The sequence below is a fragment of the Streptomyces sp. NPDC018610 genome (genome assembly GCF_044391765.1).
Lineage (GTDB): Bacteria > Actinomycetota > Actinomycetes > Streptomycetales > Streptomycetaceae > Streptomyces.
In genome coordinates, this window is record NZ_JBISAL010000001.1 from 825,993 (window position 1) to 848,305 (window position 22,313).

General features: G+C 70.6%; 25 protein-coding genes and 2 tRNA genes. 3 read left to right on the plus strand and 24 right to left on the minus strand.

The window, feature by feature from the left end; all coding sequences use genetic code 11:
• Positions 1 to 164: 164 nt before the first annotated feature.
• The 4 genes from ndk to ACH5A8_RS03670 all read right to left on the minus strand — a co-directional run bounded on the left by ndk (position 165) and on the right by ACH5A8_RS03670 (position 5,343).
• Complete coding sequence (gene ndk, locus ACH5A8_RS03655) at positions 165 to 578, minus strand: nucleoside-diphosphate kinase (RefSeq protein WP_398997503.1); 414 nt, start codon at positions 576 to 578, stop codon at positions 165 to 167.
• 56 nt (positions 579 to 634) lie between these two features.
• Entirely contained in the window at positions 635 to 1,000 is a 366-nt protein-coding gene (locus tag ACH5A8_RS03660) for a DUF4233 domain-containing protein (RefSeq protein WP_398997505.1), read from the minus strand.
• 6 nt (positions 1,001 to 1,006) lie between these two features.
• Positions 1,007 to 2,530 carry a bifunctional folylpolyglutamate synthase/dihydrofolate synthase gene (locus ACH5A8_RS03665; protein WP_398997507.1) on the minus strand — a complete coding sequence of 508 codons (1,524 nt, stop codon included), beginning with the start codon at positions 2,528 to 2,530 and terminating at the stop codon, positions 1,007 to 1,009.
• Positions 2,531 to 2,718: 188 nt separating this feature from the next.
• The gene (locus tag ACH5A8_RS03670; protein ID WP_398997509.1) at positions 2,719 to 5,343 is read right to left on the minus strand and encodes a valine--tRNA ligase; all 2,625 of its coding nucleotides are present in this window, start codon (positions 5,341 to 5,343) and stop codon (positions 2,719 to 2,721) included.
• A 136-nt stretch (positions 5,344 to 5,479) separates the two neighbouring features.
• On the opposite strand from ACH5A8_RS03670, the gene ACH5A8_RS03675 reads away from it, so the two are divergent.
• On the plus strand, positions 5,480 to 6,454 hold the full coding sequence (locus ACH5A8_RS03675) for a hypothetical protein (protein ID WP_398997512.1): 975 nt from the start codon (positions 5,480 to 5,482) through the stop codon (positions 6,452 to 6,454).
• A 70-nt stretch (positions 6,455 to 6,524) separates the two neighbouring features.
• Here ACH5A8_RS03675 and clpX read toward each other — a convergent pair whose 3' ends face one another.
• The 5 genes from clpX to ACH5A8_RS03700 form a co-directional block, all read right to left on the minus strand.
• On the minus strand, positions 6,525 to 7,811 hold the full coding sequence (gene clpX, locus ACH5A8_RS03680; RefSeq protein WP_164585953.1) for an ATP-dependent Clp protease ATP-binding subunit ClpX: 1,287 nt from the start codon (positions 7,809 to 7,811) through the stop codon (positions 6,525 to 6,527).
• Between the two features lie 169 nt (positions 7,812 to 7,980).
• A complete protein-coding gene (locus tag ACH5A8_RS03685) occupies positions 7,981 to 8,661 on the minus strand; it encodes an ATP-dependent Clp protease proteolytic subunit (protein WP_398997515.1) in 681 nt (226 codons plus the stop codon).
• A 151-nt stretch (positions 8,662 to 8,812) separates the two neighbouring features.
• Entirely contained in the window at positions 8,813 to 9,418 is a 606-nt protein-coding gene (locus ACH5A8_RS03690) for an ATP-dependent Clp protease proteolytic subunit (protein WP_398998261.1), read from the minus strand.
• 279 nt (positions 9,419 to 9,697) lie between these two features.
• Positions 9,698 to 11,083, minus strand: coding sequence for a trigger factor (tig, locus tag ACH5A8_RS03695; RefSeq protein ID WP_398997517.1), 1,386 nt, complete (start codon positions 11,081 to 11,083; stop codon positions 9,698 to 9,700).
• A gap of 191 nt (positions 11,084 to 11,274) precedes the next feature.
• Positions 11,275 to 11,351, minus strand: a tRNA-Pro gene (locus tag ACH5A8_RS03700).
• Between the two features lie 615 nt (positions 11,352 to 11,966).
• Between ACH5A8_RS03700 and ACH5A8_RS03705 the strand changes: the two genes are divergently transcribed.
• Positions 11,967 to 12,037 (plus strand) — tRNA-Gly (locus tag ACH5A8_RS03705).
• Between the two features lie 69 nt (positions 12,038 to 12,106).
• Here the strand turns inward: ACH5A8_RS03705 and ACH5A8_RS03710 are convergent.
• The 14 genes from ACH5A8_RS03710 to ACH5A8_RS03775 form a co-directional block, all read right to left on the minus strand.
• A complete protein-coding gene (locus ACH5A8_RS03710) occupies positions 12,107 to 13,159 on the minus strand; it encodes a tyrosine-type recombinase/integrase (protein WP_398997519.1) in 1,053 nt (350 codons plus the stop codon).
• Between the two features lie 83 nt (positions 13,160 to 13,242).
• Entirely contained in the window at positions 13,243 to 13,455 is a 213-nt protein-coding gene (locus tag ACH5A8_RS03715; protein ID WP_398997521.1) for an excisionase family DNA-binding protein, read from the minus strand.
• Positions 13,448 to 14,842, minus strand: coding sequence for a replication initiator protein RepSA (gene repSA, locus ACH5A8_RS03720; protein ID WP_398997523.1), 1,395 nt, complete (start codon positions 14,840 to 14,842; stop codon positions 13,448 to 13,450). The genes ACH5A8_RS03715 and repSA overlap by 8 nt, the downstream gene beginning before the upstream one ends.
• Entirely contained in the window at positions 14,839 to 15,933 is a 1,095-nt protein-coding gene (locus tag ACH5A8_RS03725; protein WP_398997525.1) for a DNA cytosine methyltransferase, read from the minus strand. Before ACH5A8_RS03725 ends, repSA begins: the two co-directional genes overlap by 4 nt.
• Positions 15,930 to 16,100: a hypothetical protein gene (locus ACH5A8_RS03730; RefSeq protein WP_398997528.1), complete on the minus strand. Its 171-nt coding sequence runs from the start codon at positions 16,098 to 16,100 to the stop codon at positions 15,930 to 15,932. The genes ACH5A8_RS03725 and ACH5A8_RS03730 overlap by 4 nt, the downstream gene beginning before the upstream one ends.
• 5 nt (positions 16,101 to 16,105) lie before the next feature.
• The gene (locus tag ACH5A8_RS03735; protein WP_398997531.1) at positions 16,106 to 16,288 is read right to left on the minus strand and encodes a hypothetical protein; all 183 of its coding nucleotides are present in this window, start codon (positions 16,286 to 16,288) and stop codon (positions 16,106 to 16,108) included.
• A gap of 91 nt (positions 16,289 to 16,379) precedes the next feature.
• Positions 16,380 to 16,613, minus strand: a complete 234-nt coding sequence (locus tag ACH5A8_RS03740; protein WP_398997533.1) for a hypothetical protein — start codon at positions 16,611 to 16,613, stop codon at positions 16,380 to 16,382.
• Positions 16,614 to 16,631: 18 nt separating this feature from the next.
• A complete protein-coding gene (locus tag ACH5A8_RS03745; RefSeq protein ID WP_398997535.1) occupies positions 16,632 to 17,180 on the minus strand; it encodes a GGDEF domain-containing protein in 549 nt (182 codons plus the stop codon).
• Positions 17,181 to 17,185: 5 nt separating this feature from the next.
• Positions 17,186 to 17,485, minus strand: a complete 300-nt coding sequence (locus tag ACH5A8_RS03750; RefSeq protein ID WP_398997537.1) for a SpdD protein — start codon at positions 17,483 to 17,485, stop codon at positions 17,186 to 17,188.
• 15 nt (positions 17,486 to 17,500) lie between these two features.
• Complete coding sequence (locus ACH5A8_RS03755) at positions 17,501 to 17,686, minus strand: mobile element transfer protein (protein ID WP_398997539.1); 186 nt, start codon at positions 17,684 to 17,686, stop codon at positions 17,501 to 17,503.
• Between the two features lie 19 nt (positions 17,687 to 17,705).
• The gene (locus ACH5A8_RS03760; protein ID WP_398997541.1) at positions 17,706 to 18,368 is read right to left on the minus strand and encodes a DUF2637 domain-containing protein; all 663 of its coding nucleotides are present in this window, start codon (positions 18,366 to 18,368) and stop codon (positions 17,706 to 17,708) included.
• 5 nt (positions 18,369 to 18,373) lie between these two features.
• Positions 18,374 to 18,553, minus strand: a complete 180-nt coding sequence (locus ACH5A8_RS03765; RefSeq protein WP_398997543.1) for a hypothetical protein — start codon at positions 18,551 to 18,553, stop codon at positions 18,374 to 18,376.
• A 14-nt stretch (positions 18,554 to 18,567) separates the two neighbouring features.
• Positions 18,568 to 19,908, minus strand: a complete 1,341-nt coding sequence (locus ACH5A8_RS03770; RefSeq protein ID WP_398997545.1) for an FtsK/SpoIIIE domain-containing protein — start codon at positions 19,906 to 19,908, stop codon at positions 18,568 to 18,570.
• A 2-nt stretch (positions 19,909 to 19,910) separates the two neighbouring features.
• Positions 19,911 to 20,240, minus strand: a complete 330-nt coding sequence (locus tag ACH5A8_RS03775; protein WP_398997547.1) for a hypothetical protein — start codon at positions 20,238 to 20,240, stop codon at positions 19,911 to 19,913.
• Positions 20,241 to 20,429: 189 nt separating this feature from the next.
• On the opposite strand from ACH5A8_RS03775, the gene ACH5A8_RS03780 reads away from it, so the two are divergent.
• Positions 20,430 to 21,188, plus strand: coding sequence for a GntR family transcriptional regulator (locus tag ACH5A8_RS03780; RefSeq protein WP_396318894.1), 759 nt, complete (start codon positions 20,430 to 20,432; stop codon positions 21,186 to 21,188).
• On the opposite strand, the gene ACH5A8_RS03785 is transcribed toward ACH5A8_RS03780, so the two are convergent.
• A complete protein-coding gene (locus ACH5A8_RS03785; protein WP_398997550.1) occupies positions 21,189 to 21,806 on the minus strand; it encodes a nuclease-related domain-containing protein in 618 nt (205 codons plus the stop codon).
• Positions 21,807 to 22,313: the final 507 nt, after the last annotated feature.

A 22,313-nucleotide genomic window follows, 5' to 3' on the forward strand; every position in this document is an offset into this window, starting at 1 on the left:
GCGTACCGCCTCGCTTGTGGAGACGGTCCATCGGGGGCACGCGTTCCCCCGATCGGCATCGGCCATGCCGAAGGGCGGCCGGTTGTACGCGACCGCCCAGGTCAGGCAGGCTGATGAGCTGACGAACCGTCAGGCGGACCGGGTCGCACCGGTGTGCGGCGAGGTCAGACCCGCCCGGGGAAGAAGATCTTCACCTCGCGCTCGGCGGACTCCTCGGAGTCGGAGGCGTGGATCAGGTTCTCCCGGACGATCACACCGAAGTCGCCCCGGACGGAGCCGGGCGCGGCGGCGATCGGGTCGGTCGGACCGGCCAGCGCGCGCACGCCCTCGATGACCCGCTCGCCCTCGACGATCATGGCGATCACCGGACCGGAGGACATGAACTCCACCAGCGGCTCGTAGAACGGCTTGCCCTTGTGCTCGCCGTAGTGCTGCTCCAGCGTGTCCTGGTCCAGGGTCCGCAGTTCCAGCGCGGTGATCTGCCAGCCGGCCTTGCGCTCGATACGGCTGATGATCTCGCCGGTCAGGCCACGACGGACGGCGTCGGGCTTGAGGAGGACGAGGGTGCGCTGGGTCACGAGGGACTCCTTAGTGCTGTACAAGTGTGCGGTGGGGAGAGATTACAAGGTCGCCGCTACGGAGTGTCAGGGGAGGCGGGAACCGGCTGGGCCGCCTGCGCCGCGAATCTCGCCTTGGCCACGTCGATCTTCCGCCCGAAGTGCACCGACGCCCACCACAGCGCGGCGAACACGGCGCCCAGGAAGTACATCACCGGCACGACGAAGCCGGAGGCGATCAGCGCGATCTGCAGCGCCCAGCCGAGGACGACGCCGCCGGGCCGGGTGACCATGCCGCACAGCAGCACGCACAGCACCATGGCGACACCGCTGACCGTCCACACGGCCGACATGGTCAGGTCGGGGTCCTTCATGGCGACCAGCGCGGCGAAGCCGATGACGAAGAACTCGCCGAGCAGGGTCGAGGAACAGAGCGTACGCACGAGAAGTCAGCCCCTCCCCAGAAGCAGTCGGGCCTCACCCACGGTGATGACGGAACCGGTGACCAGCACTCCCCCGCCGGCGAACTCGCCCTCCTCCTCGGCGAGCGTGATCGCGGCCTCCAGGGCGTCGGGCAGCCGCGGCTCGACCTGGACCCGCTCGTCGCCGAACACCTCGACGGCGATCGCGGCCAGCTCGTCGGCGTCCATCGCGCGGTGGCTGGAGTTCTGGGTGACCACGATCTCCGCGAAGATCGGCTCGAAGGCCTCCAGCAGGCCGCGCACGTTCTTGTCGGCGCTGGCCCCGACCACACCGATCAGCCGGGTGAAGTCGAACGCCTCCTGGACGGCCTCGGCGGTGACCTGGGCGCCCGCCGGGTTGTGCGCCGCGTCCAGCACGACGGTCGGCGAACGCCGCACGACCTCCATCCGGCCCGGGGAGGTGACCGACGCGAACGCCTTGCGGACGGTCTCGCCGTCCAGCGGTTCGGCGCGCTGGGACCCGACGCCGAAGAACGCCTCCACGGCGGCGAGCGCCACGGCGGCGTTGTGCGCCTGGTGGGCGCCGTGCAGCGGCAGGTACACCTCGGGGTACTCGCCGCCCAGTCCGCGCAGGGTCAGCAGCTGGCCGCCGACGGCCACCTGCCGGGCCACGACGCCGAACTCCAGCCCCTCGCGGGCCACCGTGGCGTCGGCCTCGACGGCTTTCTTCAGCAGCACCTGCGCCGCGTCCACCGGCTGCTGGGCCATGATCACGGTGGCGTCCTGCTTGATGATCCCGGCCTTCTCGCCGGCGATCTCCCCGGTGGTCGAGCCGAGCCGGTCGGTGTGGTCGAGCCCGATGGGGGTGATCACGGCGACGTCGCCGTCGATCACGTTGGTGGCGTCCCAGCTGCCGCCCATGCCCACCTCGACGACGGCGACGTCCACCGGCGCGTCGGCGAAGGCGGCGTACGCCATGCCGGTCAGCACCTCGAAGAACGACAGCCGGTACTCCTGGGCGGCGTCGACCATCTCCACGTACGGCTTGACGTCCTGGTACGTCTCCACGAACCGCTCGGCGGAGATCGGCGCGCCGTCCAGGCTGATCCGCTCGGTGACCGACTGCACGTGCGGCGAGGTGTAGCGGCCGGTGCGCAGCTCGAAGGCGCCGAGCAGGGCCTCGATCATGCGGGCGGTGGAGGTCTTGCCGTTGGTGCCGGTGATGTGGAGGGAGGGGTACGACCGCTGCGGCTCGCCCAGGACGTCCATCAGCGCGGCGATCCTGCTGACCGAGGGCTCCAGCTTGGTCTCGCCCCAGCGGGTCGCCAGGTCCGCCTCGACCTCGCGCAGCGCCTTGTCGACCTCGGGGTCCTCCGGCCGCCCCGGCACGTCCGCCTGCGGCGGGCCGCCCTGCGTCCGCAGGGTGCGGCTGCCGGCCTCGATCACCGCGAGATCGGGGTCGCGGGTGGTCTCGGCCTCGATGATCTCGTCGAAGTCGTCGAGGGGGTCGGGCCGGTCGTTTCGGTCGTCTTCGTGCGGAAGGTCGCTCACGGGGTTCAGTCTACGGAGGCGGTGAGCGGGGCGCGGCGTCGGTGCGGGGACGCGCCCCGCGGGGGTGCGGGGAACCGCGCGGCCGGCCATGACGCGCCTGCGGCCGAACGCGCTCCCCGGCCGCCCCGGAGCAGCCGAGAGGCCCCGGAGTCTCCTCGACTCCGGGGCCCGACGCGGGCGGCCGGCGGCTACGCCTGGGGCAGCCGCTCCAGCTGCGCGGTGATCCGCGCGATGTCCTCCTCGGCCTTCGCCAGCCGCGTACGGATCTTCTCGACCACCTGGTCGGGCGCCTTGGCGAGGAACGCCTCGTTGCCGAGCTTCCCGTTCGCCTGCGCCTTCTCCTTCTCGGCGGCGGCCAGGTCCTTGGCCAGCCGCTTGCGCTCCGCCGCCACGTCGATCGTGCCGGACAGGTCGAGGGCGACCTCGGCGCCGGCGACCGGCAGGGTGGCCGTGGCGGTGAAGGACTCGCCCTCCGGCTGGAGCCGCAGCAGCTGCCGGATGGCCGCCTCGTGGACCGCCAGCGCCGTACCGTCCAGGGACAGGCGGGCCGGGACGCGCTGGCCCGGCTGGAGGCCCTGGTCGGCCCGGAAGCGGCGGACCTCGGTGATGACGGACTGGAGCGTCTCGATCTCCCGCTCGGCGTCCGCGTCGCGGAAGCCGCTGTCCTCGGGCCAGTCGGCGATGACGACCGACTCGCCGCCCGTGAGGGTGGTCCACAGCGTCTCCGTGACGAACGGGACCACCGGGTGCAGCAGCCGCAGCGTGACGTCCAGGATCTCGCCGAGGACCCGCTTGCTGACCTCGGCCGGCTCGCCGCCCGCCATGAAGACGGTCTTCGACAGCTCCACGTACCAGTCGAAGACCTCGTCCCACGCGAAGTGGAAGAGGGTGTCCGACAGCTTGGCGAACTGGAAGTCGTCGTAGTACGCGTCGACTTCGGCGACCACGGAGTTCAGCCGGGACAGGATCCACCGGTCCGTCGCCGACATGCGCGAGGCGTCCGGCAGCGGGCCGTCCACCGTCGCGCCGTTCATCAGGGCGAAGCGGGTGGCGTTCCAGATCTTGTTGGCGAAGTTGCGCGAGCCCTGGACCCAGTCCTCGCCGATCGGGACGTCCACGCCCGGGTTGGCGCCGCGCGCCAGGGTGAAGCGGAGCGCGTCGGAGCCGTACTTGTCCATCCAGTCCAGCGGGTTGACCGCGTTGCCGAAGGACTTCGACATCTTCTTGCCGAACTGGTCGCGGACCATGCCGTGCAGGGCGATGGTGTGGAACGGCGGGGTGCCGTCCATCGCGTACAGGCCGAACATCATCATCCGGGCGACCCAGAAGAAGAGGATGTCGTAGCCGGTGACCAGGACGGAGTTCGGGTAGAACTTCGCGAGCGACTCGGTCTGCTCGGGCCAGCCGAGCGTGGAGAACGGCCACAGGCCGGAGGAGAACCAGGTGTCGAGGACGTCGGTGTCCTGGTGCCAGCCCTCGCCGGTGGGCGCCTCGTCGTCGGGGCCGACGCAGACGACCTCGCCGTTCGGGCCGTACCAGACGGGGATGCGGTGGCCCCACCACAGCTGGCGCGAGATGCACCAGTCGTGGAGGTTGTCGACCCAGTCGAAGTACCGCTTCTCCATCTCCTGCGGGTGGATCTTGACCTTGCCGTCGCGGACCGCGTCGCCGGCGGCCTTGGCGAGCGGGCCGACCTTGACCCACCACTGCATCGACAGGCGCGGCTCGATGGTGGTCTTGCAGCGCGAGCAGTGGCCGACGGAGTGGACGTAGGGTCGCTTCTCGGCGACGATCCGGCCCTCGGCGCGCAGCGCGGCGACGATGGCGGAGCGGGCCTCCAGCCGGTCCAGGCCCTGGAAGGGGCCGTGGGCGGTGATGACGGCGTGCTCGTCCATCACGGCGATGGACGGCAGGTCGTGGCGCTGGCCGATCTCGAAGTCGTTCGGGTCGTGGGCCGGGGTGACCTTGACCGCGCCGGTGCCGAACTCCGGGTCGACGTGCGCGTCGGCGACGACCGGGATGGAGCGGTCGGTCAGCGGCAGCTTGATCAGCTTGCCGACCAGGTGCTTGTAGCGCTCGTCGTCGGGGTGGACGGCGACGGCGGTGTCGCCGAGCATCGTCTCGGCGCGGGTGGTGGCGACGACGATGGTGTCGTCCCCCTCGCCGTACGTCATGGAGACGAGCTCGCCGTCGTCGTCCTGGTACTCGACCTCGATGTCGGAGATCGCGGTCAGGCAGCGCGGGCACCAGTTGATGATGCGCTCGGCGCGGTAGATCAGCTCGTCGTCGTAGAGCCGCTTGAAGATGGTCTGGACGGCCTGGGAGAGGCCCTCGTCCATGGTGAAGCGCTCACGCGACCAGGCGACGCCGTCGCCGAGGCGGCGCATCTGGCCGGAGATCTGCCCGCCGGACTCGCCCTTCCACTTCCAGACGCGCTCGACGAACGCCTCGCGGCCCAGGTCGTGGCGGGACTTGCCCTCCTTGGCGAGCTCGCGCTCGACGACGTTCTGCGTGGCGATGCCGGCGTGGTCCATGCCGGGCTGCCACAGCGTCTCGAAGCCCTGCATGCGCTTGCGGCGGGTGAGGGCGTCGATGAGCGTGTGCTCGAAGGCGTGGCCCAGGTGGAGGGAGCCCGTGACGTTCGGCGGCGGGATGACGATCGTGTAGGGCGGCTTGTCGCTCTTCTCGTCCGCCTCGAAGTAGCCCCGCTCTACCCAGCGCTCGTACAGCGGCCCCTCTACGTCGGCCGGCGCGTACTGGGTCGGCAGTTCGGTGTCGGGCGCTGGTGGCTGCTGCTGAGCGTTCTCGGTCACGCGCTCAGTTTAGAGGCGTCACGGCGCTGTCCCGAACCGCATTTGTTGTGTAACGGTGCGCACCCCGATGCCGTGGGCCCGGCGGGTCTGGGCCAGGATGTCAGGAACACATAAGCATCTGGAGGGGAACCCAGTAATGAGCTACAACCAGCCGGGCCCGTACGGCGGGCAGCCCCAGCAGCCCGGGCCGTACGGTCAGCCGGGCCCCTACGGCCAGCAGCCGCCGCAGGCGCCGCCCGCGCAGCCCGGCTACGGCTACCCCCCGCAGGCCCCTCCCGCGCAGCCGGGCTACGGCTACCCGCAGCAGCCTCAGCAGCCGGGTGTGCCGCCCCAGCCGAACCCGTACGGCCAGCAGCCGTACGGCCAGCAGCCCCAGTACGGCCAGCAGCCGCCCTACGGCGCGGCGCCGCAGCCCCCGGCCCCGGCCGGCGGCAAGAAGAAGACCGGTCTGATCATCGGTGCGGTGGCGGTCGTGGCGGCGATCGCGGTCGGCGCGTACTTCGTGATCGGCGGGGGCGGCGGCGGCAGCTCGGTGGCCGACGACGGCCCGCACAAGCTGGTGACGCCGGCGACGGTGATCGACGGCACGTACAAGAAGTCGCAGGACGATTCCCCGGACGGCATGACCAAGGACGACCTCAAGGACGCCGAGAAGTGGGGTGTGAAGAACCCCAAGGACGTCAGCGCGGGCTACACCGCCGGTGAGGGCCTGACGGCCAAGATGCTGAGCTTCAGCGGCGTCTACGGCACGATCGACGACCCGGACAAGGTCGTCGACGCGATGTTCGCCTACATGAAGACCGAGTCCGAGAAGGACAAGAGCAGCGACGGCACCAAGGGCGAGCTGGAGGGCAGCCCGCAGAAGATGTCGCCGTCCGGCTTCGACAACGGCGTCATGAAGTGCCAGAACGCCAAGATCACGAACGAGGAGGCCACGGCCGGCGCCCCGAAGACGATGAACGTGCCCATGTGCATCTGGGCCGACCACAGCACGGTCGTCTACGTCCTGGCGATGGACGTGGCCCAGATGGCGACCGGCAACGGCCTCACCCTGGAGAACACGGCCGACCTCGCCGCCAAGCTCCGCAAGGACGTCCGCGTCAAGATCTGACGCGCACCCGCACGGCGAAGGGGCCCCGGTCGGTCGACCGGGGCCCCTTCGTTCGTGTGCGGACGGGCGGTTACGCCGTCTTCTGTTCGCCCGGGCCCCGGCCGCGGGCGTCGCGCGGGATCAGGGTGGGGTTGACGTTGGAGTGGACGACGTCGGCGGTGATGACGACGCGGGCGACGTCCTTGCGGGACGGGACCTCGTACATCACCGACATCAGGACCTCCTCCATGATGGCGCGCAGGCCGCGCGCGCCGGTCTGGCGCAGGATGGCCTGGTCGGCGATGGCCTCCAGGGCCTCGCGCTCGAAGTCGAGCTCCACGCCGTCGAGTTCGAACAGGCGCTGGTACTGCTTCATCAGGGCGTTGCGCGGCTCGACCAGGATCTTCAGCAGGGCCTCGCGGTCCAGGTTGTGGACCGAGGTGATGACGGGCAGGCGGCCGATGAACTCGGGGATCATGCCGAACTTGACCAGGTCCTCGGGCATGACGTCCTCGAACTGGTCCTTGGCCTCCAGCTCCCGCTTGGAGCGGATCGTCGCGCCGAAGCCGATGCCCTTGGCGCCCGCGCGGCCCTCGATGATCTTCTCCAGGCCGGAGAAGGCGCCGCCCACGATGAACAGCACGTTCGTCGTGTCGATCTGGATGAACTCCTGGTGCGGGTGCTTGCGGCCGCCCTGCGGCGGCACCGAGGCCGTGGTGCCCTCCAGGATCTTCAGCAGGGCCTGCTGCACGCCCTCGCCGGAGACGTCGCGCGTGATCGACGGGTTCTCGCTCTTGCGGGCGACCTTGTCGATCTCGTCGATGTAGATGATCCCGGTCTCGGCCTTCTTGACGTCGTAGTCGGCCGCCTGGATCAGCTTGAGCAGGATGTTCTCGACGTCCTCGCCCACGTAGCCGGCCTCGGTCAGCGCGGTGGCGTCGGCGATGGCGAACGGGACGTTCAGCATCCGGGCCAGGGTCTGGGCCAGCAGGGTCTTGCCGGAGCCCGTGGGGCCGAGCAGCAGGATGTTGGACTTCGCCAGCTCGATGGCGTCCTCACGGCCCTGGCCGCCGCCGTTCTCGCCGGCCTGGACGCGCTTGTAGTGGTTGTAGACCGCGACGGAGAGGGCCTTCTTGGCCGCCTCCTGGCCCACCACGTAGCCGTCGAGGAACTCGTAGATCTCGCGGGGCTTGGGCAGTTCCTCCCAGCGCACCTCGCTGGTCTCGGCGAGCTCTTCCTCGATGATCTCGTTGCAGAGATCGATGCACTCGTCGCAGATGTACACACCGGGCCCTGCGATGAGCTTCTTGACCTGCTTCTGGCTCTTGCCGCAGAACGAGCACTTGAGCAGATCGCCGCCGTCACCGATGCGTGCCACGGTGTGCTTCCCCTTCGCCTGGGAGACGCCTGGACGCATGCGGTCCAGCGGCTCCTGGTGCTGCCTTATGTCGACGGTACCTTGCCGGGCCCCCCGTTCGGGCCCCCCTTGGCACGGTTCACTTCGACGTGACCGTGCCAAAGGGCCGCCGGGCGGCCCGGCGTCCGCGTCAGCGGACGGCGGCGTTGTTCATCTTGCGGGTCGAGATGATCTGGTCGATCAGCCCGTAGGACAGCGCCTCCTCGGCCGTGAGGATCTTGTCGCGCTCGATGTCCTCGCGGATCTTCTCGACCGGGGTGGTGGAGTGCTTGGCCAGCATCTCCTCCAGCTGCGAACGCATCCGGAGGATCTCGTTGGCGGCGATCTCCAGGTCGGAGACCTGGCCGCGGCCGGTCTCGCTGTAGGGCTGGTGGATCAGCACACGGGCGTTGGGCAGCGCCATGCGCTTGCCCGGCGTGCCGGCGGCCAGCAGGATCGCGGCGGCGGAGGCCGCCTGACCCATGCACACCGTCTGGATGTCGGGCTTCACGAACTGCATCGTGTCGTAGATGGCCGTGAGCGCCGTGAAGGAGCCGCCGGGGCTGTTGATGTAGACCGAGATGTCCCGGTCGGGGTCCATCGACTCCAGGCACAGCAGCTGCGCCATGACGTCGTTGGCGGAGGCGTCGTCGATCTGGACGCCGAGGAAGATCACGCGCTCCTCGAAGAGCTTCGCGTACGGGTCGTACTCGCGGACGCCCTGGGAGGTGCGCTCGACGAAGCGCGGGATCACGTAGCGGGACTCGGCCGTCGGGCCGTTGTACTCGGCGCGCGCACGGTCGTAGAGGCCGCTGCCGGGGAAGTCGTTCACGGTGTCTCCTGGAAAAGGGCTGGGCGGTCGGCTGAGGGGCTGGCTGGGCCGTACGGGGCCGGTGGGCGGCCGTGGCGGTCCTTCGGGGTCCGCGAGGGCCAGGGGCCTCCGTGGGCGCCGCTCAGGGGCGCTGCGGCCCGCTGGGAGCGGCTCAGGCCCCGGTGCCGCCGCCGCCCGGCATGCCGGTGGCCGAGGTGATGACGTCGTCGATGAGGCCGTACTCCTTGGCCTCGACCGCGTCGAACCAGCGGTCGCGGTCCGAGTCGCGGGTGATCTGCTCGAACGACTGGCCGGTGTGCTGGGCGGTCAGCTCGGCCATGCGCCTCTTGGTGTGCAGCAGCCGCTCGGCGTGGATCTTGATGTCCGAGGCCGAACCCGCGAGGCCGGCGGACGGCTGGTGGATCAGGATCTCGGCGTTCGGCAGGGCGAAGCGCTTGCCCGGGGTGCCCGCGCTGAGCAGGAACTGGCCCATCGAGGCGGCGAGGCCCATGGCGATGGTCACCACGTCGTTCTTGATGTACTGCATGGTGTCGTAGATCGCCATGCCGGCCGTGATCGAGCCGCCGGGGCTGTTGATGTACAGGTAGATGTCCTTGTCCGGGTCGGCGGCAAGGAGCAGCAGCTGTGCGGTGATCTTGTTCGCGATGTCGTCGTCCACCGGCTGGCCGAGGAAGATGATCCGCTCGTTGAGCAGCCGGTTGTAGACCTGGTCGCCGAGGCCGCCACCGATGGAAGGCTCGCCGGCGGCGGAGGGCATCAGATTCGTCACGTATCCACCTGCTCGTCTTACGACGGCGCCGGGCCGTCTCACGTGTTCTGCCGGGGCGTGGGGCCGTCCGGCGGTGTTCGGGGACTCCCCTGCCCTCGTATTCATGGACCCTAACGCGCGGGTCGCTTCGGGGAATCCCGCTGAGGGGAGTGTTCGCCGGGGGCGTAGCGCGGGGCCCTCGGCGGACGGGGGCCGGATACGCCGACGGGCCCCGGGGAGCGGTTCCCCAGGGCCCATCGTACGTACGTCTCAGGCGACGCGGAGGGATCAGGCCTCGGCCTTCTCCTCGCCCTCGCCCTCGGCGGCGGCGTCGGTCGCGGCCTCGGCGGCCTCGTCCTCCTCCTCGTCCTCCAGGTCGACGATCTCGCCGTTGGTGTCCTTCACGGTCGCGGCCTCGACCACGACGGCCAGGGCCTTGCCGCGGGCCACCTCGCCGACCAGCAGCGGAACCTGGTTCTGCTGGACGACGGCCTGCGCGAACTGGTCGGGCGACATGCCGGAGGAGGCGGCGCGGCGCATGAGGTGCTCGGTGAGCTCCTCCTGGTTGACGCCCAGCTTCTCCTTGTTGACCAGCTCGTCCAGGACGAACTGGGTCTTGATGCCCTTGACCGCGGCCTCGCGGGTCTCGGTGTCGAACTCCTCGGCGGTCTTGCCCTGGATCTCCAGGTACTTGTCGAGGGTGAGGCCCATCTGGCCGAGCTGGTGGTGCTCGAGGTTGTGCTTGCGGGTGTTGATCTCGTCCTCGAGCAGCTTCTCGGGGACCGGGACCTCGACCAGCTCGAGCAGCTTGTCCAGGACGCGCTCCTGGGCCTGCGTGGCCTGGTCGTACTGCTTCATGTTCTCCAGGCGCTTGCGGCTGTCCGCCCTCAGCTCCTCGAGGGTGTCGAACTCGGAGGCGAGCTGCGCGAAGTCGTCGTCCAGCTCCGGCAGTTCGCGGGCGGCGACCTGGGTGACCTTGACGGTGACCTCGGCCTCCTTGCCGGCCGCCGAGCCGCCCTTCAGCTCGGAGGTGAAGGTGGCCTCGCCACCGGCCTCCAGGCCCTTCACGGCGTCGTCGATCCCGTCCAGCAGCTCACCGGAGCCGATGGTGTAGGAGACGCCGTCGGCGATGCCGTCCTCCAGCACCTCGCCGTCGACCTTGGCCTCCAGGTCGATGGTGACGACGTCGCCGTCCTCGGCGGCGCGCTCGACCGGGGAGGTGGAGGCGAAGCGCTCGCGCAGCTGCTCGACCGCCTTCTCCACGTCCTCGTCGGTCACCTCGATCGCGTCGACCTCGACCTCGATGCCGGAGTAGTCCGGGATCTCGATGGTCGGGCGGACGTCCACCTCGGCGGTGAAGTTCAGCGTCTCGCCGTCCTTCAGCTCGGTGATGTCGACCTCGGGCTGGCCCAGCGGGTTCAGCTCCGCCTCGTTGACCGCGTCGGTGTAGAACTTCGGGAGCGCGTCGTTGACGGCCTCCTCCAGAACCGCACCGCGGCCGAACCGCTGGTCGATGACCCGGGCCGGGATCTTGCCCTTGCGGAAGCCCTTCACCGTGACCTGCTGGTTGATCTTCTTGTACGCCGCGTCGAGGCTGTCCTTGAGCTCCTCGAAGGGCACCTCGACAGTGAGCCGAACCCGAGTCGGGTTCAGGGTCTCCACGGCGCTCTTCACGGTTCGGTCTCCTTGTGGCTGACTTCTTGGTTTCTGCCGGAGCCAGACAGGTCCGGCGGATATTTCGCCGCCCGGAGGAGTTCGTAGGTCCTAGGACCGGACACACGGGCGCGCAGCTTGCATAGTAACCGGAGCCGCTCAGCGCCCCAAAAGGCGATCAACGCGAGATGCGCCGACCGGCGGCCGGCGGGTGGTCGGGGTGGCGGGATTTGAACCCACGGCCTTCCGCTCCCAAAGCGGACGCGCTACCAAGCTGCGCCACACCCCGTCTGGTGCGACACGTAGGGTACATGCCCGCAGCCAGTGCGACCGCCCCATTTCCCCGACCGCGCCCGGCGCGCGCCCCCGTCCACCGGGCGCACGCCACCGACCACGCGCGCCCGCGCCCACGCGGTCGGCCGGGCCCCCTGGGCCCACCGGAGTGGCGCGAACACAACGCCGGACGGCCACGGCGGGCGGCCCGGCGAGCGGCCCGGCGGGGTGACACGGCGCGCCGGGCGGGCTCCGGCGCGGACGGGACGGCACCGGGTCGGGCGGGGCGGCACCGAGGTGCACGGGCGGGGCTCCGGGCCGGCGGCCGTGCGCGTGGGGCCGGGCCTGGGGGACCGGACACGGGAGAGGCCGCCGCGGGAGTGGGGCAGGGCCTGTGGGGCCGGACGCGGGAGGACCGCCGCGGGAGTGGGGCAGAGCCTGTGGGGCCGGGCGCGGGAGGACCGCCGCGGGAGCGGGTCGGGGGCGCCCGGGCGGGGCACAGCGGCCGGCGCGGGAAGGACGCGCGGGGCGGGCCGACGGCGGCACGGCGGAAGGGGTGTGCGGCGACCGCGTACGACCCGCTACGATGCCTTGTGTGCCGCGGTCGTCGGACCAGCGGCGCGTGTTGTGTGCGGGCGTAGCTCAATGGTAGAGCCCCAGTCTTCCAAACTGGCTACGCGGGTTCGATTCCCGTCGCCCGCTCTGCACGGCTCAGGGCCAGGTCAGAGGTTCATTCCTCTGCCTGGCCCTGAGTGTTTCCAGGGGCCGCGATCAGTCCGCCGTGTCCCCCGCGTGCCCCTTGCGGTTCCGCCGGCCCTTGTCGACGAGGCCGCTCACGGCGTCGGCGATCAGCCGGTCACGGTCGGCGCTGGCGTGCTGGTAGATCAGCGCGGCCCGCGCGGTGCTGTGTCCCATGCGCGCCATCAGCTCTCGCGTGCTGGCCCCGGTCGAGGCCGCGAGGGTGTTGCCGGTATGGCGCAGATCATGGAAGTGCAGACCCCTGATGCCTGCTTCAGCGCACGCCTTGTGCCACAGCCGGTTGAAGTGGTTCCGCCGAGGAGTCGCCCCCTTGGCCCCGACGAAGACCCGGCCGTCCGCACCCGGTTCGGCGTACCGCGCGAGGTGATCACGGACGTCCGGGAGGATGGCGGCGGGAATGGACACCGTGCGCTTGCCCGCAGCGCTCTTGGGTGCCTTCACCTCCCGTTGCCCGTTGTTCAGTTCGGCGACGGCCCGGCGGACCCGTACGGTGCCGTGGTCGAGGTCGAGGTCACGGCGGTGCAGCCCGACCAGTTCGCCCCAGCGCAAGCCGAGGAAGCCGGCCATCAGCACGAGCGCCCGGTAACGGGGCTGGATGGCGTCGGCGAGGTCGTACTCCTCCTGGACAGTGGCAGTGGGCCGCTCCGGGGTGTGCACGGTGCTGGCGCCCTTGATCTGGCACGGGTTGCGCCTGATCATCTGGTCGGACACGGCGGTCGCGAGGATCGCCCGCAGCAGCGCGTACGCCTTTGCAACCGTCGTGGCACCGGTGCCGGCAGCCAACTTGTCGGCACGCCAGCGCCGCACGAACGGGGGCGAGATCTCCGCGACGTTGACCCTGCCGAAGGCGGGTTCGAGATGGAGCCGCAGCAGTGACTCGTAGAGCTGGCGCGTCCGGGCCGTCAACTCCCGCTCGTTGACCCACGCAGCCGCGTACGAGCCGAACGCCACCTTCCCGGCATCCGGGTCGTGCCAGTCCCCACGCCTCATCTCGGTCTGCTTGTCGGCAAGCCACTCGTCCGCGTCCCGCTTGGTGCGGAACGTGTCGGGCGCCGGGCGAAGCATCCCGTCCGGACCGACATAACGAGCTTGGTAGCGACCTGACGGGAGCTTCCGGACCCGGCCGAACTGTCGACGCTTGCCGGCCATCAGGCGGCCACCCCCCGAAGGCGAGCAGCCCGCCGGCGCGGCTCCACCGTGTTTGCGGAGATGAAGTCCCGTACGGCGCTCTCCGGGATGCGGACGTGTCGCCCGACCTTGACGTACGTGATCCGCCGTTCCTCGATCAGACGCCGCGGGAAGCGGACGGTGGTGCCGAGGATCTCGGCGACCTGGTCGACGTTGAGGTACCGCTCATTCATGGTCGTCCCCTCCCTGATGGCGCGGGTCTGCAAGTTCCTCGCGGGCGGTTTCGCGGTTGAGTTGGATCTCCCGGCGGCTGGTGGCGGCGAGCCAGGATTCACCGGGGGTGTGGCCGTGGCCGGCGTAGGCCCAGTGGGCGAGGGTGAGCGTGGTTGCTTCCTCGTCGTCGGGGTCGGGCAGGCCGAGGTCTTGGCGTTGCTGTGCGGCGCGGTAGTCGGCGCGGGTCTGGCGCAGGGCGCCGAGGGTGGTGGAGTAGCGGCGGGACTTGGTGGAGAAGTGGCCGCGGAAGCCGAGCATGTGAGCCCAGTCCCGTAACTTCCGGTCCGGGTAGAGCGCGTGCAGGTCGAGGCAGGCCGCGATAAGGCGGGCCGGGTGGTCGGGGACGCCGAGGAGTTCCAGGGCTTCCTTGTTGCCGATGCGGCGATCCACGGTGCCGGTGGTCTCGGCGGCTTTGGTGGCGTACTTGGCGACGTATGAGGCCACGGCCTGTTCGGTGATCTCGGAGCCGTCGCCGAAGGCGCGGATCGGGCGTACGTCGAGCTGCTCGCCCCAGCGCAGGGTGCGGGCACGTTGGTCACCGGCAGCGGGTACGTCGACGGCGACGCGGGCGGCAGCGGCGTGGATCGAGTCGGTGAGCAGATCGAGGGTGGCCCAGGCCGGCGGAGGGCTGTCGGGCCCCTCGGGTCCGTCGAAGCGGATCACTGCGTGGAAGTGGACGGCTCCGCGCTTCTGGTACTCCGCGACCTTGCCGAAGGCGACGCGGGAGGCTTCGCGGGCGGCTTTCTGGGTGAGGCCGGCGCGCTTGGCGATCTCGCGGCGGAGGTAGATCGTGAAGTAGCGCCACAGGTCGGAGGCGTGGTTGTTCCACAGCACCGCCCCCGCATAGTCGTACGTCTCGGGGTCAAGCGGGGTGCCCAGCTCGGGGGCGTCTTCGGGGTGGCGGGTGCCGCAGCGGCAGGGCCGGTTTCCGGGCCGGTTGTGGACCGGGCCGAACGAGGGTGCGGTGAGGGTGGCAAAGACCCGCGGGTGGTCGCGGATCGTGTCGGGGGTGCCTTTGGCAGGGTCTCCGACGAGGCCGGCGCGGATGAGGTGGTAGGTGTCGCCGGCGTAGGTCCAGGCGCAGGCGGGGCAGCGGGAGGCCCGCCGGTTGCCGCACGCGATCCGCAGGACGCCGCCCGGCTCGGTGTCGGTGGAGTAGGAGTGCAGGACGTGCCCGGTCACAGCGTCACGGGTGACGGTGGAGCCCTGGAGACGGATCGGGTCGGTGCAGCCGCCGGTGCGGCGGATCTGGTCCTGGATGCGGTCGAAGCCGGGAGACCCGGCCAGCCTCAGCACGTCGGCGAGGGTGGCCGGGTCCAGGCCCGCCATGGTGGCGGTGTCGCTCACGCGGCCACCTCCAGCGCGGCCGGGACGACGGTGCGCAGGACGGCAGTGGCCAGGGGCGGGGGGACGGCGTTGCCGATCTGCTGGAACTGTTTGGTGCGTGAGCCGGCCCACGGGTAGGCGGCGGGGAAGCCCTGGAGGACTGCGGCTTCGGTCACGTCGAGGGGGCGTTGGTAGGCGCCGTCTCGGCTCCAGTGCCAGCGGTGGGCTTCACCGGTGAGGGAGGGGGCCGGTTGGTCGCCGTGCCGGTTGGGGCGAGCACCGTGGGCGGCGATCCAGTTGGGCGAGTCGCGGCGGGAGTGCAGCACCCAGGAGCGGGCCTTCTCGGTCAACGCCCACGACGGGCGGGAGGCGCGGAACTTGTTGCCGCCACTCGCTTTGCGGTTGCCGCGGGTGGCGACCGTGACGCCGGGTCCGAGGCCGAGGGCTTGGGCCATGGACACCCAGGCGGGCAGACCGTCGCCGAACAGGTCGGCCGGGGTGCCGCCGTCCGCGTGGGTGGGGTCGGACGGCAGGGCGGGGCGGGTGCGGGAGGCGATCAGGAAGGCGCGGCGGCGGGTCTGTGCCAGGCCGAAGTCCGCCGCGTTGAGGACGCCGGTCCAGGTCGAGTAGCCGACGTGGGCCAGGAGGCGGGCGGTGTGCTCGAACACGGGCAGGACCGCGGGGACTTCCTCCAGGGCGATCCAGTCGGGTCGCAGGTCCAGGGCGTAGCGCAGAGGCTCCACGACGAGCAGGGACCGCGTGTCGGTGCAAGCGGCGCGCAGTTCACCGCGGGTGTCGTGTCCGTGGGCGAGGTCGTCCAAGGCTTGGTGGCACAGGGGCAGGTCGGTGTTTCCGGCGCGCAGGCCGGCGGCGCTGAACGTCTGGCAGGGCGGGGAGCCGATCAGCCCGGACACCTTCCCCCGCAGCGGTGCGGTGGGATGAGCGGCGACGTCGGCGTGGATGGTGGTGTGTCCGGCGGCCGTGCGGGTGGCGCAGACGGCGGGGTCGGTCTCAATGCCGGTATCGGTCAGGCCGAGGGCGTGCAGGCCCTGGGACCAGCCGCCGGGGCCGGCGAAGAGGTCGAGAATCAGCGAGTCGGCATGGTTGCTCACTGGTCGCCCTCCCTCACGGGGTGGGTGTCGATCCAGGCTTTGGCGCAGACCTTGTGGACGGGCTTGCCGTTGTCGGAGCGCAGCGGGGTGGGCTTGGTGCAGATCACGCACGGCTTGTCTTCGTTGTGGTCGAAGTGCTCGGGCGAGCGCCAGTCGAGGAGGGCCACGGCCGTCACCTCCCGACGCGGACGAGGCTGGCGGCGGGGAGCGTGCCTCCGGTGCCCTTGCAGGCCGGGCAAGACACGGTGAGGGTGGCGCGGGTGCCGTCCGGCTGGCGGGTGCCGGTCGTGATGACGACGGCGGCGAAGCCGTCGCAGTCGCGGCAGACGCGCGGGGTCTGGGCGTGCTGGGGCATGATGGGGCTTCCCTTTCGGGTCGGTTGGATCTGGAAGTGGTGCAGGCGCCGGGGCGGCGGATCTTTGGCGAGAGAGCCGCCCCGGGGCCGTTCAGCGGCGGCGGTTGCGACCGCGGGGGATGGGCGGGATGGAGTCGTAGGACTTCTGGCCGGCGCGGAAGTCGCTGAGGTCGGTGACGTCCTTGTCGTTGCCGACCTGGCGCATGATCCGGTTCATGGCCTTGGTGTCGCGGTGGCGGCGGGCGATGGCGTACTCACGACCGAGTTCGACCATCTCGTCGTTGCGCGCGGGCTCCGGGTCCTGCTTGCGGCTGAAGATGCCCATGGATCGTTCCTCTCGGGATCAGTGGTGGGTGTTGCGTCGGCCGTGACCCTTGGCCGCGTACATCGCCGCGTCGGCGGCGGACAGGGCGTCGGTCAGGGTCGGGGCGGGCAGGTCGGTGCGGTGGCAGCAGCCGACCGAGGCCGAGACAGGCAGCAGACCGCCGGCGTGGGGCACGGGCCGGGCCAGTGCGGTGCGCAGGGCGTCCGGGCCGGGGGTGCGGACGGGGTTGGTGACTATGGCGGCGAATTCGTCTCCGCCGAGGCGGGCGGCGATGCCGTGGCGTCCGCACCACTCGGTCAGGCGGCGGGCCGTGGTGGTCAGTACGGCGTCCCCGGCGGCGTGGCCGTGGGTGTCGTTGACGGCCTTGAAGTCGTCGAGGTCGACGAGGACGACCAGCGCGGCCGGGTGCCGGTTGAGGAGGTGTTCGGCTCGGGTGGTCCATCCGGCGCGGGTGTGCAGGCCGGTGAGCGGGTCGCGGCGGGCGGTGGCCAGTCGGCGCAGGAGCATCCCGCCGTGCACGGCCCAGCCCAGGGCCGGTAAGCCCGCCGCGATCACGTTCGCGTCCATCCTGCTCACCGCCCCCGGTTCAGGTCTTTGACGAGGAGGCGGAGGACGACGGCGACCACGGCGACCGAGACGCCGGTGATCGCGACCGCGAGGAGTAGGGAGACCAGGACCGCGCCGACGACGAGGACGACGGCACCGCCGCCGGCCGCGAGGGCGAGCGCGCTGCCCGGGGTGAGCTGGACGGTGGGCCGGTTCGAGGCGGGGGCGACCGGTGCCGCGGGCGAGGCGGGGACCGGGGCCGGGGCGTGGTCGGTCGTGGACGCTTGGACCGGGGTGGCCGTGGGCGGGTACTTCGGGGTGAACACGGGATCGTCCTCCTGTCAGGGGTTGCAGCGGTGGGTGCGGGCGGACAGTTCGGCGGCGGAGCGGTCGCGGTGGTCGGTGGAGAAGCCGCAGCCGGGGGCGGTGCAAGCGGCGGTGTGCCGGGTCTGGCCACGGCCGTTGTTGTAGGTGCCGACCTTGACCGGGCCGATGCGGATCACGTTGTAGAAGCGGTTCGGACGCACGACGGGACTCCCTTTCGGTTCAGGCGAGCTGGAGTTGAGCGGCGATGGCTTCGCAGGTCGGGGCGGGCAGGCCGAGCCGGGCGGTCAGCGCATCGGCGGTGATCGGCTCGCCCGTCGAGCTGCGGTGCGCGTCGGCGATCGAGCGGGCATGGTCGAGCAGGGCCGGCGGAACGGCCGGGGTGGCCGCGGGCGGCTTGGGCGGTGCCGGGGCCAGTTCCGCCGCTGGGGCGGGAGCCGGGGCGGCCGGTTCCGGGGTGTCGGTGCGGTGCATCTCGACTTCCGGCGCCGCCGGTTGCTCGTCGGGCTCGGGCTCCGAGGTGATCGGGGCAGGGGCGTGGACGAGGAGGGTCCCGCCGAGGAAGGCGAGGGCGGGCCAGCCGGCGACGAGGATGCGCAGCCAGGCCGGTACGTCGTGCAGGTCGAGGAGACCGGCGGTGGCGACGTTCGCGCCGAGGGAGGCCGTGAGGGCGATGGCGAACCAGGTCCAGGAGGAGCGGTCCCGGCCGGCGCGGAGCCGACGCCAGGCGGCGACAAGAAGTAGGTCGACGGAGACCGGGTAGGCCCACGCCTTCCATCCGGACTGCCCGGCCGCCGCAGCCAAGTCGTGCAGGTGGGCGAAGGACAACGCTCCGGCGATCACGGCTTGGACCAGGACGGCGTCAGGGCGGATCACACGGTTCACGGTGATCACTCCCCGCCCGTGGGTGCTTCGCCGGTGCCCAGGCAGGTCAGGCAGAGGGCGGCTTGCCGGTTGTCGGTGGCGCGACCCTTGCGGGCGCCGACGCGGACGGTTTCGCTGGTCTCGCCCTTGCCGTCGCAGTCCGGGCAGAGCACCGGCACGGGCTTGGCCTTCTTACGCGTAGCCATGGCGTGTCCCCCTTTCAGTCCGTGACCGGCAGCGGCTTGACCAGCGACGGACCCGGCGTCGGCGCGTCCGCGGGCGCGTGCGGCCGGTACGGGGCGAGCGCGGGAAGGTCGGGGACGAGGTGGGCGAACTGTCGGCAGAGTGCCGTCACGTCGTCGCGGGAGGTGTGCGGGGTGCGGATCTTCGCCCAGCCCCCGGAGGAGTCGGCGGCGACCGCCGTTCCGGGACGCTCCGCCGGGATCAGGCCGGCGGCCATCACCGCGTCCGGAGCCACGTCCGCCAGGCCCATTTCGGCGGTCTGCTTGTCGTTGACCCGATGCACCACCCGGCCGGTGAGCTGCGCGCGGAGCATGGTCGCGCCCCTGCCCAGCTCGGAGCCGAAGCGCTGCCCGCAGACCTCCAGGTAGATCCCGACCGCGCGGGCCATCTGCGCGAGCCGGATCAACGCGGTGACGATCCGCTCCCGACGTTCCTCGTCCTTCTTGGAGGAGATCAGGAACAGTTCCGCCACCTCGTCCACCAGGACGACGACCGGCACCGGCCGTAACCGCTCGGGCAGCTCCCACATGTCCGAGACGCCATGCAGACTCAGCAGGTCGAACCGGTCTTCCATCTCCGACACCAGCACATCCAGCAGCGACGCCGAGGCATCCGGTGTGGTGGCCAGAGCCGACAGGCGAGGTGCGTAGGCGGACTGCTCGACGCCGCGCTTGCAGTCGATCCCCACCAGCGCCACCGGCAGCGTGGCCAAGCCCTTGATCAGGTTGCGCTGATACACGGACTTGCCCGAGTTGTTCGCGCCCAGCGTCAGCGCCATGGGCACCGCCCGGTAGTCCCGGACGAACGCGGTCCCGTCCTCGCGCAGCGCCACCGGGACGGCCAGGCCCTCCGGGCGTGCTGTGCGGGGCATCCGGACGCGGCGCAGCACGTCATAGCCGGTCATGCGGAGCTGGACGTAGCCGGGCTTGGTCTCGGCGATGGCCACCGAGTGGACGCCCCAGGCGTGCCGCAGCCTCTCGGAGGCGGCCATCAGGTCGGCCGGTTCCAGGCCGGCGGGAAGCCGCAGCGTCACCCGCAGCCCCGTCGACGTGCCCTGCACCCGGCGGATCTTCGGCGGGACCGGCAGCACCTCACGCCGGGCCACGTTCCGCGTGACGAAGGCCCGGAAGCGGGACGGCTGGACCGTCAGCCCGCACACGTCCATCGTGGAGCGGTAGGAGAGAGTGAACCGGCCCCAGGTGACCGGCAGCCCGACCAGCGACCAGTACACGCGCGGCGCGCGGACCTTCGCGTAGCCGAGACCGCCGGCCCCCGCGAGGGCTCCCGTGGTCTCCAGCACCATGGACAGGTCACTCATGGTCAGGCCGCCGGGGTGATCGCGACCGCGCGGAACGCGATGCCGTGCCGCTTCTGGCCGTTGAACTCGTTCTCCCAGTCCCGCGCCTTCAGGTCCACAACCCGCACGGGCATGCCCGGGGTCAGGCCCTCCGGGAAACCGGTCTCCGGGATGGTGACCTGGTAGAGGTTCCCCTCCCCCTCGTCCGAGATCAGCAGGCCCACCGTCGACAGCGGCGCACCGGTCTCCCGGTCCATCGCACGCTCACCCGTCTTCGCGTTGGCCAGCTTCGGCGTCGGCGCGGTCGCCACGAACACCACAGCGGTCGAAAGGTCGATCTTGAACGACGGCATAGCTGTCCCCTCATCCCCGAGGCGGCTCCCTTGTGAGCAACCTCTCTAGAGATGACTCAATAGAACAGCACCTCTCTAGAGACGTCAATACATCTCTAGAGAGGTTTCGACTCGGCTACGAGGGTGAGCTGCGAGTTGTGTCGGCTGACGGAATCAATAAAGGTGTCTAGAGAAGAGAGGAGGGATCACATGGTCACCCAGGGCAGCGGACGCCAGCCGAAGTACCAGCGGATCGCGGAGGAACTGAGGGAAGCGATCCAGGCCGGCGAGTACGGCCCCGGTGATCGGCTACCAGGAGAGAACGACCTCATGGCCACGTACGAGGTGGCCCGCATGACTGCCCGGCAAGCGCTCGGCGTGCTCCAGAACGAGGGTCTTGCCGAGTCCCGCAAGGGCGCCGGCGTGTTCGTCCGCGCCTTCAAGCCGCTCAGGCGGCGAGGCATCCAGCGACTGTCCCGTGATCAGTGGGGTTCGGGGCGGTCCATCTGGTCGGCTGACATCGAGGACCGCACCTTGGTGGTCGACCAGGTGCAGGTCTACGAGGCGGCATCACCCGAGCGGATCAGTCAGGTACTCGGCACCGAAGCCGAAGCGCCGGTATGTGTGCGCAGCCGCCGCTTCGTCCTGGACGACAAGCCCGTCCTGCTGTCCACGTCCTATCTGCCCGCGGACCTGGTGGCAGGTTCGGCGATCACCCAGGAAGACACCGGCCCCGGCGGTACCTACGCCCGACTTGCCGAGTTGGGTTACAAGCCCGTGCACTTCCGCGAGGAGATCCGGTCCCGGATGCCGTCACAGGAAGAGGCGAGCCGCCTCCATCTCTCCATGGGCACGCCCGTGATCATGATTTGCCGTACGGCGTTCGCGGACGAGGGGCGTCCCGTCGAAGTAAACGAGATGACTCTCGACTCCGCCGCCTACGTGCTGGAGTACGACTTCGACGCCTGATCAACCGACCCAAGTCCGGGCATCCCGCGCCGCGCCGTAGATGTGCGTGACCTGGTCTGTCGAGAGCGTAGGCGACAGTCCCGACAGCACCCGTCCGAGGTGTTCGACCGCCAGGACGAGAACTGGCGGGTTCGCGCCTTTGACCGTGAGCTTTGCCGCGTGCACCACGGAGATCACGGGGCGGACGGGAACGTCGGCTCCACAGCGTGTGGACAAAGCCCGCGAGATGCGCCGGGCCTCGGACTGACTGACGGCGATGTGGCGGGTCGGGGAGCCGTTCACCGTGACGGCAGTGTCGCCGTACCAGACGGTCTTCCCGCGGTGCCGCTTGGAATTGATGGAGAAGACGCCAGCGGGGCCGATGGCGAGGTGGTCGATGTCCGCGCCGCTCGCCCACTGGATCGCATGAAGGGTGAACCATCCACGGCCGCGGAGCTTGTTCAACTGGCGCCCAGTGAGGCGTTCCCCGGTGAGTCCGTCCGCCCAACTCCAAATGTCCGAACCGGGGCGCCGACGGTCGATCAGTCTCAGCACCGGGTTCGGCTGCAACTCCAGGATTTTGCGGCGCACCGCATCGCCCGGCCGGTTCCGTGCCAAGTCATTCGGTAACGGCTGCACCCTGCCCCCTCGCGCGTGACCTCTGATCTCAGACCACCACGCAGGCGTGAGCAGCGCCAAGGCCCGTATCGGCCATGAGCTGTTACAGGTTTCTCTACCTCATCAAGCCCCGGCTGCGCTCCGCTCCGCCGGGCGCGCTTCCCGGCTCCGCTCCGCGCGCCGCTCCTGCCTTCGGCCCGCTCCGCGCGGACTGCGCCGACGCGCGCCCACATGTGGATAGGGCCGGCGGCCATGAGTCGAGCACCGCAGAGCGCGGCCAACGGTCAAGACGATGCCTCCGGCGGGGGATCGGCCGGCACCGGGGGGAGGGGGCACCGTCGCCGACCGCGGGCACGTAGTGGCTTGCGCGAGGGTGCTCCCATCCCGTCCACCGTCGACCCAGGCAGAGCCGAGCAGACGCGGCCCAGGGGCGTCAAGGTCGTTCGTACAGTGGCGCGCTCCACCTTGACGCCCCTGAACCACGCCCGCTCCACGGTGTGTGGGTCGACGGCGGACGGGATGGGAGCT

Coding starts and splice junctions, on each gene's coding strand:
- ACH5A8_RS03675 (WP_398997512.1), top strand. CDS start 5,480: ATGAGCTACAACCAGCCGGGCCCGTACGGCGGGCAGCCCCAGCAGCCC.
- ACH5A8_RS03690 (WP_398998261.1), bottom strand. CDS start 9,418: ATGCCCTCCGCCGCCGGCGAGCCTTCCATCGGTGGCGGCCTCGGCGAC.
- ACH5A8_RS03710 (WP_398997519.1), bottom strand. CDS start 13,159: ATGCTTCGCCCGGCGCCCGACACGTTCCGCACCAAGCGGGACGCGGAC.
- ACH5A8_RS03715 (WP_398997521.1), bottom strand. CDS start 13,455: ATGAATGAGCGGTACCTCAACGTCGACCAGGTCGCCGAGATCCTCGGC.
- ACH5A8_RS03735 (WP_398997531.1), bottom strand. CDS start 16,288: ATGCCCCAGCACGCCCAGACCCCGCGCGTCTGCCGCGACTGCGACGGC.
- ACH5A8_RS03740 (WP_398997533.1), bottom strand. CDS start 16,613: ATGGGCATCTTCAGCCGCAAGCAGGACCCGGAGCCCGCGCGCAACGAC.
- ACH5A8_RS03745 (WP_398997535.1), bottom strand. CDS start 17,180: ATGGACGCGAACGTGATCGCGGCGGGCTTACCGGCCCTGGGCTGGGCC.
- ACH5A8_RS03765 (WP_398997543.1), bottom strand. CDS start 18,553: ATGGCTACGCGTAAGAAGGCCAAGCCCGTGCCGGTGCTCTGCCCGGAC.
- ACH5A8_RS03770 (WP_398997545.1), bottom strand. CDS start 19,908: ATGAGTGACCTGTCCATGGTGCTGGAGACCACGGGAGCCCTCGCGGGG.
- ACH5A8_RS03775 (WP_398997547.1), bottom strand. CDS start 20,240: ATGCCGTCGTTCAAGATCGACCTTTCGACCGCTGTGGTGTTCGTGGCG.
- ACH5A8_RS03780 (WP_396318894.1), top strand. CDS start 20,430: ATGGTCACCCAGGGCAGCGGACGCCAGCCGAAGTACCAGCGGATCGCG.